This is a genomic window from Streptomyces sp. BL1 (assembly GCF_057628045.1).
The window spans coordinates 3,951,173-3,966,963 of the sequence record NZ_JBXYWZ010000002.1 but is presented as its reverse complement, the minus strand read 5'-3'; the positions used below and the strand labels follow the sequence as shown (position 1 = coordinate 3,966,963).

15 protein-coding genes are annotated in these 15,791 nt (G+C 68.5%); 7 read left to right on the top strand and 8 right to left on the bottom strand.

From position 1 onward, the window contains the following. Window positions 1-27 precede the first annotated feature (27 nt). The gene (locus tag AC3AGO_RS17515; protein ID WP_487821149.1) at window positions 28-2,661 is read right to left on the bottom strand and encodes a transglycosylase domain-containing protein; all 2,634 of its coding nucleotides are present in this window, start codon (window positions 2,659-2,661) and stop codon (window positions 28-30) included. Window positions 2,662-3,030: 369 nt separating this feature from the next. On the opposite strand from AC3AGO_RS17515, the gene AC3AGO_RS17510 reads away from it, so the two are divergent. Together AC3AGO_RS17510 and AC3AGO_RS17505 are read left to right on the top strand one after the other, a co-directional pair. Next, entirely contained in the window at window positions 3,031-3,648 is a 618-nt protein-coding gene (locus tag AC3AGO_RS17510) for a PadR family transcriptional regulator (RefSeq protein WP_487821148.1), read from the top strand. 53 nt (window positions 3,649-3,701) lie between these two features. Then, window positions 3,702-4,778 carry an inositol-3-phosphate synthase gene (locus AC3AGO_RS17505; protein ID WP_487821147.1) on the top strand — a complete coding sequence of 359 codons (1,077 nt, stop codon included), beginning with the start codon at window positions 3,702-3,704 and terminating at the stop codon, window positions 4,776-4,778. 86 nt (window positions 4,779-4,864) lie between these two features. On the opposite strand, the gene AC3AGO_RS17500 is transcribed toward AC3AGO_RS17505, so the two are convergent. The 3 genes from AC3AGO_RS17500 to AC3AGO_RS17490 all read right to left on the bottom strand — a co-directional run bounded on the left by AC3AGO_RS17500 (window position 4,865) and on the right by AC3AGO_RS17490 (window position 7,529). Continuing rightward, window positions 4,865-5,896, bottom strand: a complete 1,032-nt coding sequence (locus AC3AGO_RS17500; RefSeq protein ID WP_487821146.1) for an alanine racemase — start codon at window positions 5,894-5,896, stop codon at window positions 4,865-4,867. A gap of 68 nt (window positions 5,897-5,964) precedes the next feature. After that, window positions 5,965-7,092 carry a lipid II:glycine glycyltransferase FemX gene (locus AC3AGO_RS17495; protein ID WP_487821145.1) on the bottom strand — a complete coding sequence of 376 codons (1,128 nt, stop codon included), beginning with the start codon at window positions 7,090-7,092 and terminating at the stop codon, window positions 5,965-5,967. 137 nt (window positions 7,093-7,229) lie between these two features. Then, entirely contained in the window at window positions 7,230-7,529 is a 300-nt protein-coding gene (locus AC3AGO_RS17490) for a hypothetical protein (RefSeq protein ID WP_487821144.1), read from the bottom strand. A gap of 233 nt (window positions 7,530-7,762) precedes the next feature. Here AC3AGO_RS17490 and rpsF point away from each other — a divergent pair, with 233 nt between their 5' ends. From rpsF to rplI, 4 genes are all read left to right on the top strand, one after another. Then, window positions 7,763-8,053: a 30S ribosomal protein S6 gene (gene rpsF / locus AC3AGO_RS17485; protein WP_487821143.1), complete on the top strand. Its 291-nt coding sequence runs from the start codon at window positions 7,763-7,765 to the stop codon at window positions 8,051-8,053. 99 nt (window positions 8,054-8,152) lie between these two features. Further along, window positions 8,153-8,740 carry a single-stranded DNA-binding protein gene (locus tag AC3AGO_RS17480; protein WP_487821142.1) on the top strand — a complete coding sequence of 196 codons (588 nt, stop codon included), beginning with the start codon at window positions 8,153-8,155 and terminating at the stop codon, window positions 8,738-8,740. Window positions 8,741-8,812: 72 nt separating this feature from the next. Next, a complete protein-coding gene (rpsR, locus tag AC3AGO_RS17475; protein ID WP_003978893.1) occupies window positions 8,813-9,049 on the top strand; it encodes a 30S ribosomal protein S18 in 237 nt (78 codons plus the stop codon). 18 nt (window positions 9,050-9,067) lie between these two features. After that, window positions 9,068-9,514 carry a 50S ribosomal protein L9 gene (gene rplI / locus AC3AGO_RS17470; protein ID WP_487821141.1) on the top strand — a complete coding sequence of 149 codons (447 nt, stop codon included), beginning with the start codon at window positions 9,068-9,070 and terminating at the stop codon, window positions 9,512-9,514. Between the two features lie 130 nt (window positions 9,515-9,644). Here the strand turns inward: rplI and AC3AGO_RS17465 are convergent, their stop codons facing one another. Continuing rightward, window positions 9,645-11,003, bottom strand: coding sequence for an MATE family efflux transporter (locus tag AC3AGO_RS17465; protein WP_487821140.1), 1,359 nt, complete (start codon window positions 11,001-11,003; stop codon window positions 9,645-9,647). A gap of 494 nt (window positions 11,004-11,497) precedes the next feature. Between AC3AGO_RS17465 and dnaB the strand changes: the two genes are divergently transcribed. After that, window positions 11,498-13,018 carry a replicative DNA helicase gene (gene dnaB, locus AC3AGO_RS17460; RefSeq protein ID WP_487821139.1) on the top strand — a complete coding sequence of 507 codons (1,521 nt, stop codon included), beginning with the start codon at window positions 11,498-11,500 and terminating at the stop codon, window positions 13,016-13,018. Window positions 13,019-13,094: 76 nt separating this feature from the next. Here dnaB and AC3AGO_RS17455 read toward each other — a convergent pair whose 3' ends face one another. The 3 genes from AC3AGO_RS17455 to AC3AGO_RS17445 all read right to left on the bottom strand — a co-directional run bounded on the left by AC3AGO_RS17455 (window position 13,095) and on the right by AC3AGO_RS17445 (window position 15,739). Continuing rightward, complete coding sequence (locus AC3AGO_RS17455) at window positions 13,095-13,844, bottom strand: dienelactone hydrolase family protein (protein ID WP_487821138.1); 750 nt, start codon at window positions 13,842-13,844, stop codon at window positions 13,095-13,097. 118 nt (window positions 13,845-13,962) lie between these two features. Then, window positions 13,963-14,379, bottom strand: coding sequence for a hypothetical protein (locus AC3AGO_RS17450; protein WP_487821137.1), 417 nt, complete (start codon window positions 14,377-14,379; stop codon window positions 13,963-13,965). A 271-nt stretch (window positions 14,380-14,650) separates the two neighbouring features. Continuing rightward, window positions 14,651-15,739, bottom strand: a complete 1,089-nt coding sequence (locus tag AC3AGO_RS17445) for a restriction endonuclease (protein ID WP_487821136.1) — start codon at window positions 15,737-15,739, stop codon at window positions 14,651-14,653. Window positions 15,740-15,791 lie beyond the last annotated feature (52 nt).

Here is a 15,791-nt window from a genome sequence, read left to right as displayed (position 1 = left end):
GCCCTCAACTGTGCTGCGGGGCTGTTCCTACTCCTCGGGACGGTTCGTGGTGCCGGCGTCCGGGCCGCCGAAGAGGCCGCCCGGGTCACCGCCCGTGTCGCCACCGGGGTCGGCGGGATCGGTCGGCTGGTCGGTGGGACCGCCGTCCTGTCCCTCGTCGGTGCCCTGACCCTGGTCCTGGCCCTCGTCCGGGCAGTCCCACGGGAACTTGCAGCTCTCGCTCGGCGACGGCTCGGTGCTCTCCGAGGGCGACGGCGAGTCGGAGGGCGACTCCGACGGGCTCGACGACGGGGTCTCGGTCGGCGTCGGCGTCGGCTTCGGGCTGGCGCCCTCGCCGTACACCTTCTCGCCGAGCGGAGCGGGCTGCTGGAACTGCAGGGCGGGCTGGCCCTTGAGCGCCGCGGACATGTACTTCGTCCAGATCTCCGCCGGGAAGGACGCGCCGTGGATCGACTCCTGGCCGCCCACGCCGTACATCTTCCGGAACTTCTGGATCTTGGCCTGGTCGTTGACCCGCCACATGCCGATCGACGTGGACAGCTGCGGCGTGTAGCCGGAGAACCAGGCCGACTTGTTGTCGTCCGTGGTGCCCGTCTTGCCGGCCGCCGGGCGGCCCACCGCCTTGGCGCTGGTGCCGGTGCCCTTCTGGACCACGGTCTCCAGCATGCTCGTGATGTTGTCGGCGACCGCCGGATCGAAGGCGCTCTTCACATCACGCTGGTGCTGGTACTTGGTGTCGCCGTCCTTCTCGACCTTGTTCACCGAGTACGGCTCCGCCTTCATGCCGCTCTTCGCGAACGTGCCGTAGGCGTTGGCCATCCGGATGGCGCTGGGCGCCGAGGTGCCGAGCGAGAACGACGGCGTGGTGCGGGCCAGGTTGTCCTTCGTCAGACCGGCGTCCAGCGCGGCCTGCTTCACCTTGTCCGTGCCGACGTCCATGCCCAGCTGGATGAAGGGGGTGTTGACCGAGTACTGCATCGCCGTACGCAGGTTCACCCTCCCCCTGTCCTCGTCACCGTCGTTGGCCTGGTGCCACTCGCGGCCGTCCCGGTCGTGCCACACGGAACCGTCGTAGTTCCGCAGGGTCAGCTTGTTGTTGCCGTTGTAGACACTGCCAGGAGAGACCTTGGTGCGCTGGTCGTCGGACTGTACGGACGGCCCATCCTTGTCGCGTACGCCGTCCCGCATCGCGGCCGCCATGACGAACGGCTTGAACGTCGATCCGACCTGGACACCGGTGTAGTCGGCGTTGTTGGTGAAGTGCGTGGTCGCGTCGTGACCGCCGTAGATCGCGGTGATCGCGCCGTCGCCCGGCTTCACCGAGGCCCCGCCGAACTGCACGTACTTGTCGACCTCGCGCTGGTTCGGCTTGAGGTTGGCCTTCCGTACGCGGGCGACCGCTGCCTTCATCTGATCCACGTGCTTCTTCTGGAACGTGGTGTGGATCTTGTAGCCGCCCTTTTTGAGCGCCCGGTCCGAGATGCCGCTGTTCGCGGTGATGTAGTTGTTGGCCAGGTCGACGAGGTAGCCGTTCTGGCCCTTCAGCTCGGTCGACTTCCGGGGCTTCTCCGGCATCGGGAACTGCTTGATCTTGTCCCGCTGGGCCTGGGGCAGCCGCCCGGTCTGGACCTCGCGGTCCAGCGTCCAGCTCCAGCGCGCCTTGGCCCGCTTGAGGTTCTTCGCCGGGGTCGCCGCCGAACCGATGCCGCCCTCCGGGTCGTACAGGTTCGGGCCGTTGACCGTGGAGGACAGGAACGCGCTCTCGCTGGCCGTCAGCTCCTTGGCGTCCTTGCGGTAGTACGCCTGGGCCGCGGCCTGGATGCCGTACGCGCCGCGCCCGTAGTACGCGGTGTTGAGGTAGCCCTCGAGGATCTTGGGCTTCTCCTCGGTCGCGCCGACCTTGATGGAGATGAACAGCTCCTTGACCTTGCGCATGATCGTCTGCGACTGGTCGAGGTAGGTGTTCTTCACGTACTGCTGGGTGATCGTCGAACCGGACTGGGTGTCGCCGCCCAGCGCCATCCGGCCCACGGACCGGACGATGCCCAGCGGGTCGACGCCGCTATCCTCGTAGAAGTTCTCGTTCTCCGCCGAAATCACCGCGTTCTGCATGGACTTCGGGATCTCGGACAGCGGAACTGTCTGACGGTTCTGGTCGCCGCCGCCGGCGACGACCATCTGCGTGCCGTCGGCCCAGTAGTAGACGTTCTTCTCCTGCTTGGCCGCCTCGTTCGGGTTCGGCTTGCCCACCATCGCGAAGGCGAGGCCGGACATCAGGACGATCAGGCCCAGGAAGGCCACGCAGGAGCCGAGCCACTGCTTCCACGACGGGACCCAGCGCATGGCGCCGTCCTTGTCGGAACGCGGGTAGTCGACGAAGCGCTTCTTCTGCGGCTCGGGCTGTACCCGGCCGAGCCGGGTCGTATCGTCCGGCGACGCTGCCGCAGCCCCCGCGCCTGCGGCGCCCGCGGCACCCGCCGCGCCGGCACCGGCACGGCGGCGGCCACCTCTGTTGCGCTGCGCGGCCTTACGGGCCTCAGCGCGGCTGCCGTACGAAGCGGCGTCGCCGCTGGGCGGTGCGGCGCGGCGGCCGGATGACTGCGGCTGCTGCGCCGCGCGCCGGCCGCGTCCCTGCGGCTGCTTTCGACGGTGCTCGCTCATGTGGAACAGCTACTCCTCGGGCAGGCGCTCTCGCCTGAAGGTGGCAGTTGACGTCTGGTCCCCCCGAGTACGGCCGTCCACGTTCCAGGAGTCGGCCGCACTGCACCCAGGACGAGGACGCTCACTCGCGTCGCACGGTTCCCAGTGGTGGTCTGCACAGCCGACAGACTACGCAGCTTCGAAACCTTACTTAGGGCACATTCACCTCAATTGACGCGAGTTGACTGCTGTGATTCAGCGATGTGAGCCCCTTCACCGAGTCCGGCCTTGTTGCCGACCGCTCCGCGTTCTATCGTCGTGATGTATCGAGCCGATACATCAGCGCGACACATCAGTACGGCACACACAGGCAGGAGGCAGCGGCGGATCATGAGCAGACGCTCCGGCATCCTCGAGTTCGCCGTCCTCGGGCTGCTCCGTGAATCACCGATGCACGGCTATGAATTGCGCAAGCGGCTCAACACCTCGCTGGGCGTCTTCCGTGCCTTCAGCTACGGCTCCCTCTACCCGTGCCTCAAGTCGCTGGTCCAGCGCGGGTGGTTGACGGAGGAGCCGGGGCCGGCACCGGACGACCCCCGCGCGGCCCCGCTCGCCGGACGCCGGGCGAAGATCGTTTACCGGCTGACGGGTGACGGCAAGGAGCACTTCGAAGAGCTGCTCTCCCAGACCGGGCCAGAGGCCTGGGAGGACGAGCACTTCGGCGTCAGGTTCGCGTTCTTCGGGCAGACCTCGCGCGACGTACGGATGCGTGTACTCGAAGGACGCCGCAGCCGGCTCGAGGAACGGCTCGCCAAGATGCGCGCCTCCTTCGCCCGTACGCGCGAGCGGCTGGACGACTACACCCTCGAACTGCAGCGCCACGGCATGGAGTCCGTGGAGCGGGAGGTCCGCTGGCTCAACGAGCTCATCGAGAGCGAGCGGACGGGGCGCGACCGGCGTGATGACACTCCGGAAGAGCGCCAGGATCCGTCCGAGGACACCACTTGAGGCCCTGCCGTACGGCGGGGCCTCTTCGAGAACACACACAGGGAGCAACCGGAATGGGTTCGGTTCGCGTAGCCATCGCTGGCGTGGGCAACTGCGCCGCCTCGCTGGTACAGGGCGTCGAGTACTACAAGGACGCCGACCCGGACAGCAAGGTCCCCGGCCTGATGCACGTCCAGTTCGGCGAATACCACGTGCGCGACATCGAGTTCGTGGCCGCCTTCGACGTCGACGGCAAGAAGGTCGGCCTCGACCTCGCCGACGCCATCGGCGCCAGCGAGAACAACACCATCAAGATCTGTGACGTGCCGCCTGCGGGGATCCAGGTGGAGCGCGGTCACACCTACGACGGTCTCGGCAAGTACTACCGCGAGACCATCGAGGAGTCCGACGCGCAGCCCGTCGACATCGTCCAGGCCCTCAGGGACTCCGAAGCCGATGTGCTGGTCTGCTACCTCCCGGTGGGCTCCCAGGAGGCCGTCGAGTTCTACGCCCAGTGCGCCATCGACGCCGGCGTCGCCTTCGTCAACGCCCTGCCGGTGTTCATCGCCGGTACGAAGGAGTGGGCCGACAAGTTCACCGCGGCCGGTGTCCCGATCGTCGGTGACGACATCAAGTCCCAGGTGGGCGCGACCATCACGCACCGCGTCATGGCCAAGCTCTTCGAGGACCGCGGCGTCGTCCTCGACCGCACCATGCAGCTGAACGTCGGCGGCAACATGGACTTCAAGAACATGCTCGAGCGTGAGCGCCTGGAGTCCAAGAAGGTGTCCAAGACACAGGCCGTCACCTCCCAGATCCGGGACCGCGACCTCGGCGCCGACAACGTGCACATCGGCCCGTCCGACTTCGTGGCCTGGCTGGACGACCGCAAGTGGGCCTACGTACGGCTGGAGGGGCGCGCGTTCGGCGACGCACCGCTCAACCTCGAGTACAAGCTGGAGGTCTGGGACTCGCCGAACTCCGCGGGCGTCATCATCGACGCGCTGCGCGCCGCGAAGATCGCCAAGGACCGGGGCATCGGCGGCCCGATCCTCTCCGCGTCCTCCTACTTCATGAAGTCCCCGCCGGTGCAGTACTTCGACGACGAGGCCCACCAGCTCGTCCAGGACTTCATCGACGGCAAGGCGTAACCCGCACACGCACCACGGCACCGCCATGAAAGGGGCCCCGCCACATCGCGTGTGGCGGGGCCCCTTGCGTGGTCCGATGCTCGGGCTCAGTGGTCGACCGTACGGTCCGTCGTGGTCGTCGTGTGCCGCAGAATCGCCGTCAGCTCCTCGCCCACCCGCGGCGCCGGAGCGTCGTCCGGCACGAACAGGATCGAGAGCTGCATGTGCGGCGGTTCGGCGAACCAGCGCTGCTTGCCTGCCCACATGAACGGCGACAGATTCCGGTTCACCGTCGCCAGACCGGCCCGCGCCACACCCTTCGCACGCGACGACATGCCGTGCAGCGCCTTCGGCGACTCCAGGCCCACCCCGTGCGACGTACCGCCGGCCACGACCACCAAGTGGCCGTCGCCCGGCGCCTTCTGCTGCCGGTAGCCGAAGCGGTCGCCCTTCGCCACCTTCGTCACGTCCAGCACCGCACCGCGGTACTCCGTCGCGCCCTCGTCACCCAGCCACAGCCGCGTACCGATCCGCGCCCGGAACCGCGTCTGCGGGAACTGCCCCTGCAGCACGGCGAATTCGTCCGGCTTCAGGTGGCTCACGAACATCGTGTCCAGCGGCAGCCGCGCCGCACGCAGCCGGTCCATCCAGCCGATGACCTCGTCCACCGCGCTGGAGCCGTCCGTACGGTCCAGCGGCAGATGGATCGCGAAGCCCTCCAGCCGTACGCGGTCGATCTCCGCGCTCAGCTTCGGCAGATCCGCCTCGGTGATGCCGTGCCGCTTCATGCTGCTCATCACCTCGATGACGACCCGCGCCCCGTGCGTGAGCCCGACATCCTCCGCCGACGACACCGAGCGGATCGCCCGGTCCGGCAGCGGCACCGGCTCCTCGTCCTTGCGGAACGGCGTCAGCACCAGCAGATCGCCGCCGAACCAGTCCTTCGTACGGGCCGCTTCATAGGTCGTGCCCACGGCCAGGATGTCCGAGCCGAAACGGGTGGCCTCATCGGCCAGCCGCTCGTGCCCGAACCCGTAGCCGTTGCCCTTGCAGACCGGGACCAGGCCCGGGAACTGCTGGATCACCGACTGCTGGTGCGCCCGCCAGCGTTCGGTATCGACGTAGAGGGTGAGCGCCATGGCCGGTAGGCACCTTTCTCATCGGTTCTGGTCGGAATGGAGGAACGGGCCGTGCAGAGTACGGGGCGTCAGCGCCGCGACATGTACATGTCCAGCGCCTTGTGCAGCAACTTGTTCAGCGGGAAGTCCCACTCCCCCAGATACTCGGCAGCCTGGCCGCCGGTACCCACCTTGAACTGGATCAGCCCGAAGAGATGGTCCGTCTCGTCCAGCGAGTCGCTGATGCCCCGCAGGTCGTACACCCCGGCACCCAGCGCGTACGCGTCCTGCAGCATCCGCCACTGCATCGCGTTCGACGGCCGCACCTCACGCTTGTGATTCGCCGACGCGCCGTACGAGTACCAGACGTGCCCGCCCACGACGAGCATCGTCGCCGCCGAGATCCGCTCGCCCTCGTGCTCGGCGAAGTACAGCCGCATCCGGTTCGGGTCCTCGGCGCTCAACGCCCGCCACATCCGCGCGAAGTACGCCTTCGGACGCGGCCGGAACTTGTCCCGCTCCGCCGTGATCTCGTACAGCCGCTGCCACTCGTCCAGATCGTGCGGGTTGTTCATGTCACCCTGCACAACCTCGACGCCGGCCTTGTCGGCCTTCTTGATGTTGCGGCGCCACAGCTGGTTGAAGCCCTTGTGCACCTCGTCGAGGGAACGGCCCTCCAGCGGCACCTGGAACACGTACCGCGGCTGTACATCGCCGAAGCCCGCACCGCCGTCCTCGCCCTGCTGCCAGCCCATCCGCCGCAGCTTGTCCGCCACCTCGAAGGCCCGCGGCTCGATGTGCGTGGCCTCCACATCACGCAGCCGCATCACGTTCTCGTCCTGGATGCCGCCCTTGATCGCGGCAGCGTCCCAGCGCCGGATGATCACAGGCGGACCCATCTTCACCGAGAAGGCACCCTTCTCCTTCAGGTGCGCCAGCATCGGCTTGAGCCACTCCTCCAGATTCGGAGAGAACCAGTTGATGACCGGCCCCTCCGGGAGGTACGCGAGATAGCGCTTCACCTTCGGCAGCTGCCGGTACAACACCAGCCCCGCGCCGACCTGTTCACCGCTCTCGTCGAACCAGCCCAGGCTCTCCGAAAGCCACTCGTTCTTCACATCGCCCCAGGCGGGCACCTGACAGTGGCTGGCCGAGGGCAGGCTCTGGATGTACGCCAGATGCTGCTCACGGCTGATGGTCCTCAGGGTCAGGCTCATTGCGGGACGCTCCTCCGGCGAACTGTCTGGGGCAACCCCCGGACACGTAAGGGGGAAGCTCGCCGGGAAGCCTACTTCGCCCGGAGCCCCGCCCCCGGGCTGGCCCGGAAGCGGGGCTCCGTGGGAGACGGTGCCGGTCAGCCGAACAGACCGCCGTGCGCCATTCCCAGATAGAAACCCACCGCCGACATGCCGAGCCCGATGATCAGCAGGAAACGCTCCGACGTCGTCGCCGAGATGAACTGGCCCCACGCGCCGGTGATGATCCCGACGAGCCCGATCCAGGAGGCCATGATGTTCAGATCGGGCCAGAACGCCGTGACGAAGGCCACCGCACCGAGAATCAAGGTCACCGCGGTGAGCGAGTTCTCCAGCGGATGAGCCTTCCCGTCGGTGTTCAGGAAGGACAAGGGACTGTGCCGGACTGCCTGTGCCATGACGGCACCTCCTGACAGAAGGCGGCGCGGATTGTATGCGCCGGTCATACCCGATGTGCCCAGATTGCGGGGGTCGGCGTCCGGATTTCAACCGGAAGCCGCGAGACGGGTACTCTGTACCGTCTGCGCTGCCACCCTCAGGTCCACACCGGGGTACGGCAGTGCGGAACGCATCACGACCCTCCTGCCACGGAACGACCGTGGCCGCTGAGTCCAAAGGAGGTGGGTTCCACATGCGTCACTACGAGGTGATGGTGATCCTCGACCCCGACACCGAGGAGCGCGCAGTCTCCCCGATGATCGAGAACTTCCTTTCCGTCATCCGTGAGGCTGACGGCAAGGTCGAAAAGGTCGACACCTGGGGCCGTCGTCGGCTCTCGTACGAGATCAAGAAGAAGCCCGAGGGCATCTACTCGGTCATCGACCTCCAGGCATCGCCTGAGGCCGTCAAGGAGCTCGACCGCCAGATGAACCTGAACGAGTCGGTTCTGCGGACCAAGGTCCTCCGTCCCTCGACCCACTGAGCCCCGGCTCCTCAGGAGCTGACCGGCCCAGCGGTACAGGGAACCGAGTAGCAGCAACCCCACAAGCAGCCAAGCAGTACCCCGCCGAGAGGTTCACCCATGGCAGGCGAGACCGTCATCACCGTCGTCGGCAACCTGACCGACGACCCCGAGCTGCGCTTCACCCCCTCCGGAGCGGCCGTCGCGAACTTCACGATCGCGTCGACCCCCCGGATGTTCGACCGCCAGACCAACGAGTGGAAGGACGGCGACCCGCTGTTCCTGCGCTCCTCGATCTGGCGGCAGGCCGCAGAGAACGTCGCCGAATCGCTGACCAAGGGCATGCGCGTCATCGCCCAGGGCCGGCTCCGGCAGCGCTCCTTCGAAACCCAGCAGGGTGAGAAGCGGACCGTGGTGGAGCTGGACGTGGACGAGATCGGTCCCGCGCTGCGCTACGCCACCGCGAAGGTCACCAAGACCGGCGGCGGCGGACGCGGCGGCCAGGGTGGCGGCTTCGGCGGAGGCGGCGGAGGCGGCCAGGCCCAGGGTGGCGGCGGCTGGGGCGGCGGCCCCGGCGGCGGCCAGCAGGGCGGCGCCCCCGCGGGCGACCCGTGGGCGACCGGTGCCCCGGCCGGAGGCGGCCAGGGCGGCGGCGGTGGCTGGGGCGGCGGCTCCGGCGGCGGCTACTCGGACGAGCCCCCCTTCTGACAGGCCCCTGCGGCCTGACGGACGGGTGCGGTTCGACAGCTGCACACTTCTTGAAACTCATTGGAGAGAGACATGGCGAAGCCGCCTGCTCGCAAGCCTAAGAAGAAGGTTTGCGTGTTCTGCAAGGAGAAGATCTCCTACGTCGACTACAAGGACACGAACCTGCTGCGGAAGTTCATTTCCGACCGCGGCAAGATCCGTGCCCGCCGGGTCACCGGCAACTGCACCCAGCACCAGCGTGACGTCGCCACGGCCGTGAAGAACAGCCGTGAGATGGCGCTGCTGCCCTACACCTCGACCGCTCGCTAAGGAAAGGGTGACCGACTGATGAAGATCATCCTGACCAACGAGGTCTCCGGCCTCGGTGCCGCGGGGGACGTCGTCGACGTCCGCGACGGCTACGCCCGCAACTACCTGGTCCCGCGCGGCTTCGCCATCCGCTGGACCAAGGGCGGCGAGAAGGACGTCGAGCAGATCCGCCGCGCTCGCAAGATCCGCGAGATCGCGACGATCGAGCAGGCCAACGAGGTCAAGGGGCAGCTCGAGGGCGTCAAGGTGCGCCTGAAGGTCCGCTCCGGCGACCAGGGCCGGCTGTTCGGTTCCGTGACCCCGGCGGACATCGCCGGTGCGATCAAGGACTCCGGCGGCCCCGAGGTCGACAAGCGCCGCATCGAGGTGGGCACCCCGATCAAGACCCTGGGCGCGCACCAGGTGACGGTCCGGCTGCACGCCGACGTCGACGCGAAGGTCGACGTCGAGGTCGCCTCGGCGTAATCGCCGCGCTCGGCGCTCGGCCTGGCCGAAGTGCCGTGAGGGCCGCACCCCTTCTTCGAAGGGGTGCGGCCCTCCGCGCGTGTGCGGGGGCGTACGGGGCGGGGGCTGCGGGCGTACGTGCTGTGCCGCGTTACGCGCGGACCGCGCCCGTCACCAGCCAGCGGCCCGAACGGGCGCGCAGCCACAGCGTGATGAGCCGTACCGACATCATCAGACCCGCGATCGTCCACCACAGCGCCGTCAACTGGCCGCCCAGCACCGGCACCAGCAGCGCCACCGGCGCGAACACCGCCAGCGTGGCCAGCATCGCCCAGGCCAGATACGGGCCGTCGCCGGCACCCATCAGCACCCCGTCGAGCACGAAGACGACCCCCGCGACCGGCTGAGTGACCGCCACCACCAGCAGTACGGGCGTCAGTTGGTCGATCACCGCCTGGTCCGACGTGAACAGCGGCATGAACAACGGCCGCACCAGCGCCACCAGCGCACCCAGCACCACACCCGACACGACGCCCCACTGCACCATCCGGCGGCAGGCCGCACGGGCCCCCGCCTCGTCCTCGGCCCCCAGATAACGGCCGATGATCGCCTGCCCCGCGATGGCGATCGCGTCCAGTGCGAAAGCCAGCAACGACCAGAGGGTGAGCGTGATCTGATGCGCCGCGATATCCGCGTCACCCAGCCGCGCCGCGACCGCCGTCGCGATCATCAGGACGGCACGCAGCGACAGCGTACGGATCAACAGCGGTGCCCCCGCCTGCGCACAGGCGCGGATACCGGCAGCGTCCGGGCGCAGCGAAGCGCCGTGCCGGCGGGCGCCGCGTACGACAACGGTCAGATAGACGGCCGCCATACCGCACTGGGCCAGCACCGTGCCCCACGCCGAACCGGCGATGCCGAACCCGAAGCCGTACACGAGGACGACATTGAGCAGGCCGTTCGCGGAGAAGCCGCCGATCGCGACGTACAGCGGCGTGCGCGTGTCCTGCAGCCCGCGCAGCACACCGGTGGCAGCCAGCACCACCAGCATCGCGGGGATGCCGAGCGCGCTGATCCGCAGATACGTGACGGCGTACGGGGCGGCGGTGGGCGACGCGCCGAACACGTCCACCAGCCACGGAGCGGTGGGCACCACCACGGCGATCACGGCGGCGCCCAGCAGCAGAGCCAGCCAGATACCGTCCATACCCTGACGGATGGCGGAAGGCAGATCGTCGGCCCCGACCCGGCGGGCGACCGCGGCGGTCGTCGCGTACGCGAGGAAGACGAAGATGTTGACGCCGGTCTGCAGCAGGGCTGCGGCGACACCGAGACCCGCCAGCTGCGGAGTCCCGAGATGGCCGACGATGGCGCTGTCCACCATGACGAACAGCGGCTCCGCGACGAGCGCGCCGAAAGCGGGCAGCGCGAGCGCGAGGATCTCGCGGTCGTGGCGGCGCATGGTGGCACGCGAAGGTCTCCGGCCGGCCGTCGCGGGAGTTTTGGTCATGGCTCCGATCCAAGCATCCACAGGTAATGACTGCAAGCCTTCTGAGGGTATTACGTAGGGGCTGGCCTGGGAGTCTTCGACAAGGTGTGTGCGGAGTCTCCCGGGCATGTGAGTGAAGAGTGCCGAATTATTTTTCCCGCACCGGCCGCAAAAGACGTTTCCGCAGGTGGGGAGGGGTGAGGTGGGGGTGGAAGTGGAGTTCTCCACAGGTCTGTCCCCTGCTTCGTGCACAGCTTCCGCAACGTTCTCCACAGGTACCGATGTTCTGTCCACACACCCCCGGCGCTGCCTGTGGATAACCAGATTGGCGTACCTCCCCGGCCGCCGTAACGTGGTCCAGCGCCTGCCTCACGTTCCTCTCTTCTTCACCGCGCCCTCGACGCGCCGTAAGCGGAACCGGGCGCCCTGTTTGTCAGAGCCGTGCCGTAAGAAAGAGGGGCACTGCGGCGAGGTCCGGTTGTGCACGATTGCCGGACGGGAGGAGGTGGCCGGGTGTGACTCAGCAGCCCGAACACATCGAGAGCCCACCCCCGGAATTCTCCGAGGACGGGCCGTGGCCGCCGGACTTCGGTCCCGGGCCCGGCTCCGGCCCTGGCGGCGGCGGGGGCGGTTTCCCCGTGTCCCGGCAGCGCCGCAACGGGAGTTACGGAGACCAGCCGCAGCACGAGCGCGGCCCTGACGGCCCCGGCGGCTTCGAGCGCGTACCGCCGCAGGACCTGGAGGCCGAGCAGTCGGTGCTCGGCGGCATGCTGCTGTCCAAGGACGCCATCGCCGACGTGGTGGAGGTGCTCAAGGGCGCCGACTTCTACCGCCCGGCGCACGAGACCGTCTACCAGGCGATCCTCGACCTGTACGCCAAGGGCGAGCCGGCCGACCCGATCACGGTCACCGCCGAGCTCACGAAGCGCGGCGACATCGCGCGCGTGGGCGGGCCCGGCTATGTGCAGTCGCTGGTGCAGATGGTGCCCACGGCGGCCAACGCCGAGTACTACGCGGAGATCGTCCACGAACGGGCCGTGCTGCGGCGCCTCGTGGAAGCCGGCACGCGGATCACGCAGATGGGATACGCGGCGGACGGCGAGGTCGACGACATCGTCAACTCCGCACAGGCGGAGATCTACGCGGTCACCGAGCAGCGCACGACAGAGGATTATCTGCCGCTCGGCGACATCATGGAGGGCGCGCTCGACGAGATCGAGGCGATCGGTTCGCGCAGCGGCCAGATGACGGGTGTGCCCACGGGCTTCACGGACCTGGACTCGCTGACGAACGGCCTGCACCCCGGCCAGATGATCGTCATCGCGGCGCGGCCCGCGATGGGTAAGTCGACGCTGGCGCTGGACTTCGCGCGGGCGTGCTCGATCAGGCACGCCATGCCGAGCGTCATCTTCTCGCTGGAGATGGGGCGCAACGAGATCGCGATGCGTCTGCTGTCGGCGGAGGCGCGGGTGGCGCTGCACCACATGCGCTCCGGTTCGATGACGGACGACGACTGGACGCGACTGGCCCGGCAGATGCCGGGAGTGACGGACGCGCCGCTGTACATCGACGACTCGCCGAACCTGTCGATGATGGAGATCCGCGCCAAGTGCCGGCGGCTGAAGCAGCGCAACGACCTCCAGCTGATCGTGATCGACTATCTGCAGCTGATGCAGACGGGCGGTTCGCGCAAGCCCGAGAGCCGGCAGCAGGAAGTCTCGGAGATGTCCCGGAACTTGAAGCTGCTGGCGAAGGAGCTGGAGGTGCCGGTGATCGCGCTCTCGCAGCTGAACCGTGGCCCCGAGCAGCGTACGGACAAGAAGCCGATGGTCTCCGACCTGCGTGAGTCGGGCTCCATCGAGCAGGACGCGGACATGGTGATCCTGCTGCACCGTGAGGATGCGTACGAGAAGGAGTCGCCGCGTGCGGGCGAGGCGGATCTGATCGTGGCCAAGCACCGTAACGGTCCGACGGCGACGATCACGGTGGCGTTCCAGGGCCACTACTCGCGCTTCGTGGACATGGCGCAGACCTGATCCGTGCGGCTGCGGGGTCTCGGACTCGGTGTCGCTTTCTCCGCTGTCGTGTCATGACGGCGGCAGTTCTGGCGCTCTAACTGTGTTGTCCGGGCACGTCGGTGACGGGGAGGCACTCGGCGAGCAGGCCGACGATGTCGCGCCAGGCTCGCTGTGCGTGCTGCGGGTGGTGGCCGACGCCGGGGAGCACGGTCTGCGTCCGGTCGACCGGCGGGTGGTGGAAGGCGTGCAGGGCTCCGCCGTAGACCATGAGGCGCCAGTCGACGCCCGCGGCCTGCATCTCGGCGGCGAACGCGTCCCGTTGCCCAGCGGGCATGATCGGGTCTTCCGATCCGACCCCGGCCCACACGGGGCAGCGGATGCGTGCCGCCTCGCCCGGCCGGCCCGTGGTCGGTGCGTTGACCGTTCCGATCGCGCGCAAGTCGACGCCGTCGCGCCCGAGTTCGAGCGCGATCGCGCCTCCGGTGCCGTAGCCGACCGCGGCGATCCGGCCGGGGTCGGTCCGCGGTTCGGCGCGCAGCACATCGAGTGCCGCGTGGCCGATGCCCCGCATCCGGTCGGGGTCGGCGAGCAGCGGGGTCACGCGCGCCAGCATTTCCTGCGGGTCGGTGAACCAGTGGCCGCCGTGGATGTCGAAGGCCAGGGCCACGTAGCCGAGTTCGGCGAGGGCGTCGGCCCGGCGGCGCTGGAAGTCGTTCAGGCCGGTCCCCTCGGGGCCGATCAGGACCGCGGGCCGGCGGCCGGCACCGGCGGGGAGCGCGAGGCGTCCGGTCATCGTCAGGCCGTCGGCCGGGTATTCGACTGTGCGCGTGGTGACTGTCGTCATGAGGCTGGACTGTAGGGAACGCCGAGGCGGGGCGGGCCGGCCTTCACTGTCGGCAGAACGGCACGGGTGGGCGTGTGAGCCGCGCCGTGGGCGCCCGCCGGGGCGGGCGCCCGGCGGATCAGGCGGAGCCGATCTTGTAGGACAGCTTGTAGTTGGCGCCCTTGGTGAAGCTGAGGACGCCGCTGCCCTTCTTGCTGACGGTGTGCTTGCCGAGTACGTCGTCGGGGTCGGGGCCGTCCTTCTCCACGAGCTTGACGGTGGCCTTGCTGCCGATGGAGACGTAGTCGTGGATGGTGACCTTGTCGCCCGAGTCCATGAATTCGGTCCAGACCCGCTTGCCGTTGATCTCGAGCGTGACCTCGTCCTGCTTCCAGTCTTCCTGGCTGTTGCACTTGATAGAGCTCAGATAGATCCAGCGGCCGGAAGCGGAGGGCGAGGCGGATCCGGTGGCCGCCTGCGAGGACGCGCCGGTGAGGGCCACGAGAGCGAGGGCGGCGGCGCCGGCTGCGGCAGCCGAGCGGAGAGTGCGGGACATGACAGTTCCCCCTGTGTGATGCGCACTGCGCGCGCCGGGATGCCGGCGTGACGGCATGGGCGTGCGGGTGCGTGCTGTGACGGATGCGGCCACCGTGGTCAGAGTGAAGCCGCGCGGCTCATCCTACGATGATCTCCGCTCGCTGCGTCGATCTATTTCCGGAAGCCCGCGGTCTTCCGGAGGAGGCGAACTGGGCCCGGGTGGCGGGGAGTTCGGGAATGCGCGGGTGTGCCTGCGGGGTGAGCGGGGGCAGGCGTACGGGAGCGTGCGGTCAGCCGAGGGCGCGCAGCCGGGCGCCGTTGTTCCAGGACTCCAGGAGGCCGCGGTGCACGGCGGTCGCCTCGTGCCGGGAGGCCAGCAGGAGGGCTTCGCGGGTGAAGGGGGCGGTGGACACGAGGAGTGCGACGTCCGCGTGGTGCTCCAGCTTGGCCATGCCGACGAAGGTCTGTACGTCGCCGCTGGCGACGGTGGCGGCGGGAGTGCGGCGCTTGCACTGGACGACCAGGCGGCGGCCGTCGGCGGTGTAGCCGAGGATGTCGGCCTGGGCGTCGCCGTGTCCGCCGGTGACGACGATGCCGGTGCAGCCGTCGCGGCGGCACAGCCAGGCGATGTGCTGCTCGAACTGCGGGCCGTTCATGGCGTCGAGGGCGGCGAGGGAGCCGGCGGCCTCGCGTTCCCACAGGACGCGGTTGAGCCGGGTGATCTCTTCGTGGTGATCGGCGAGGCGGCGGTGCAACTCGGTGTCGCGGCGCACCGATTCGTTGAGGAGCGGCAGGACGGCCGTACTCATGACGTCGCGGACGGCTTCCTCGGCGATCTCCCGTACGCGGGTGTCGTCGGTGGCCGTGGTGCCGGCGAGGTGCTCGAGCTGCGCCGCGACGCTCTGCCGGATCTCTTCCGAGAGCCAGCCGAGAAGGCTGTGGGCGACGGCGTCCCCGGAGTCCACAGGGCTGCCGGGGTGCTGTGTGCGGTCGGCGGCTTCGGTGTCGAGGAGGTGCGTACGGACCTGACGTGCGACGACGCTGTCGCGCAGCAGCATGGCGACGTTGAGGACGGTGCGGCGGGTGAAGACGGCGAGATGGCGTCCCACGAACTTGTCGGGCGCACTAAGGTCCTTGAAGGACCTTAGTTCTTCGCTGGTCAGGACGCGGTAGCCGTTGGATTCGAGTTCGGTGCGGTGGTCCTTCACGAGTGACTTGACGGCTTCGGTGCCGACCTCGAAATAGGCGGCCACCATCTGGGTCGTGATGTGGATGCTGTCCGGAAGCAGACTGAGGGCCTTGACCTTGTCGAGGACTTCGGAGCGGCCCGACATGGTGCTCCGCAGGGTGCGGGACTCGGTGAGTACGGACTCGTGCATGGTGTTCTCCCGTGCCGGGGGCGGCAGTTGGTGCGCCCGTCAAACAGGAGAA

What these genes read in the sequence shown, in the direction of transcription:
- AC3AGO_RS17515 (WP_487821149.1), bottom strand. Translation starts at nt 2,661, where the DNA reads ATGAGCGAGCACCGTCGAAAGCAGCCGCAGGGACGCGGCCGGCGCGCG.
- AC3AGO_RS17510 (WP_487821148.1), top strand. Translation starts at nt 3,031, where the DNA reads ATGAGCAGACGCTCCGGCATCCTCGAGTTCGCCGTCCTCGGGCTGCTC.
- AC3AGO_RS17505 (WP_487821147.1), top strand. Translation starts at nt 3,702, where the DNA reads ATGGGTTCGGTTCGCGTAGCCATCGCTGGCGTGGGCAACTGCGCCGCC.
- AC3AGO_RS17500 (WP_487821146.1), bottom strand. Translation starts at nt 5,896, where the DNA reads ATGGCGCTCACCCTCTACGTCGATACCGAACGCTGGCGGGCGCACCAG.
- AC3AGO_RS17495 (WP_487821145.1), bottom strand. Translation starts at nt 7,092, where the DNA reads ATGAGCCTGACCCTGAGGACCATCAGCCGTGAGCAGCATCTGGCGTAC.
- AC3AGO_RS17490 (WP_487821144.1), bottom strand. Translation starts at nt 7,529, where the DNA reads ATGGCACAGGCAGTCCGGCACAGTCCCTTGTCCTTCCTGAACACCGAC.
- rpsF (WP_487821143.1), top strand. Translation starts at nt 7,763, where the DNA reads ATGCGTCACTACGAGGTGATGGTGATCCTCGACCCCGACACCGAGGAG.
- AC3AGO_RS17480 (WP_487821142.1), top strand. Translation starts at nt 8,153, where the DNA reads ATGGCAGGCGAGACCGTCATCACCGTCGTCGGCAACCTGACCGACGAC.
- rpsR (WP_003978893.1), top strand. Translation starts at nt 8,813, where the DNA reads ATGGCGAAGCCGCCTGCTCGCAAGCCTAAGAAGAAGGTTTGCGTGTTC.
- rplI (WP_487821141.1), top strand. Translation starts at nt 9,068, where the DNA reads ATGAAGATCATCCTGACCAACGAGGTCTCCGGCCTCGGTGCCGCGGGG.
- AC3AGO_RS17465 (WP_487821140.1), bottom strand. Translation starts at nt 11,003, where the DNA reads ATGACCAAAACTCCCGCGACGGCCGGCCGGAGACCTTCGCGTGCCACC.
- AC3AGO_RS17455 (WP_487821138.1), bottom strand. Translation starts at nt 13,844, where the DNA reads ATGACGACAGTCACCACGCGCACAGTCGAATACCCGGCCGACGGCCTG.
- AC3AGO_RS17450 (WP_487821137.1), bottom strand. Translation starts at nt 14,379, where the DNA reads ATGTCCCGCACTCTCCGCTCGGCTGCCGCAGCCGGCGCCGCCGCCCTC.
- AC3AGO_RS17445 (WP_487821136.1), bottom strand. Translation starts at nt 15,739, where the DNA reads ATGCACGAGTCCGTACTCACCGAGTCCCGCACCCTGCGGAGCACCATG.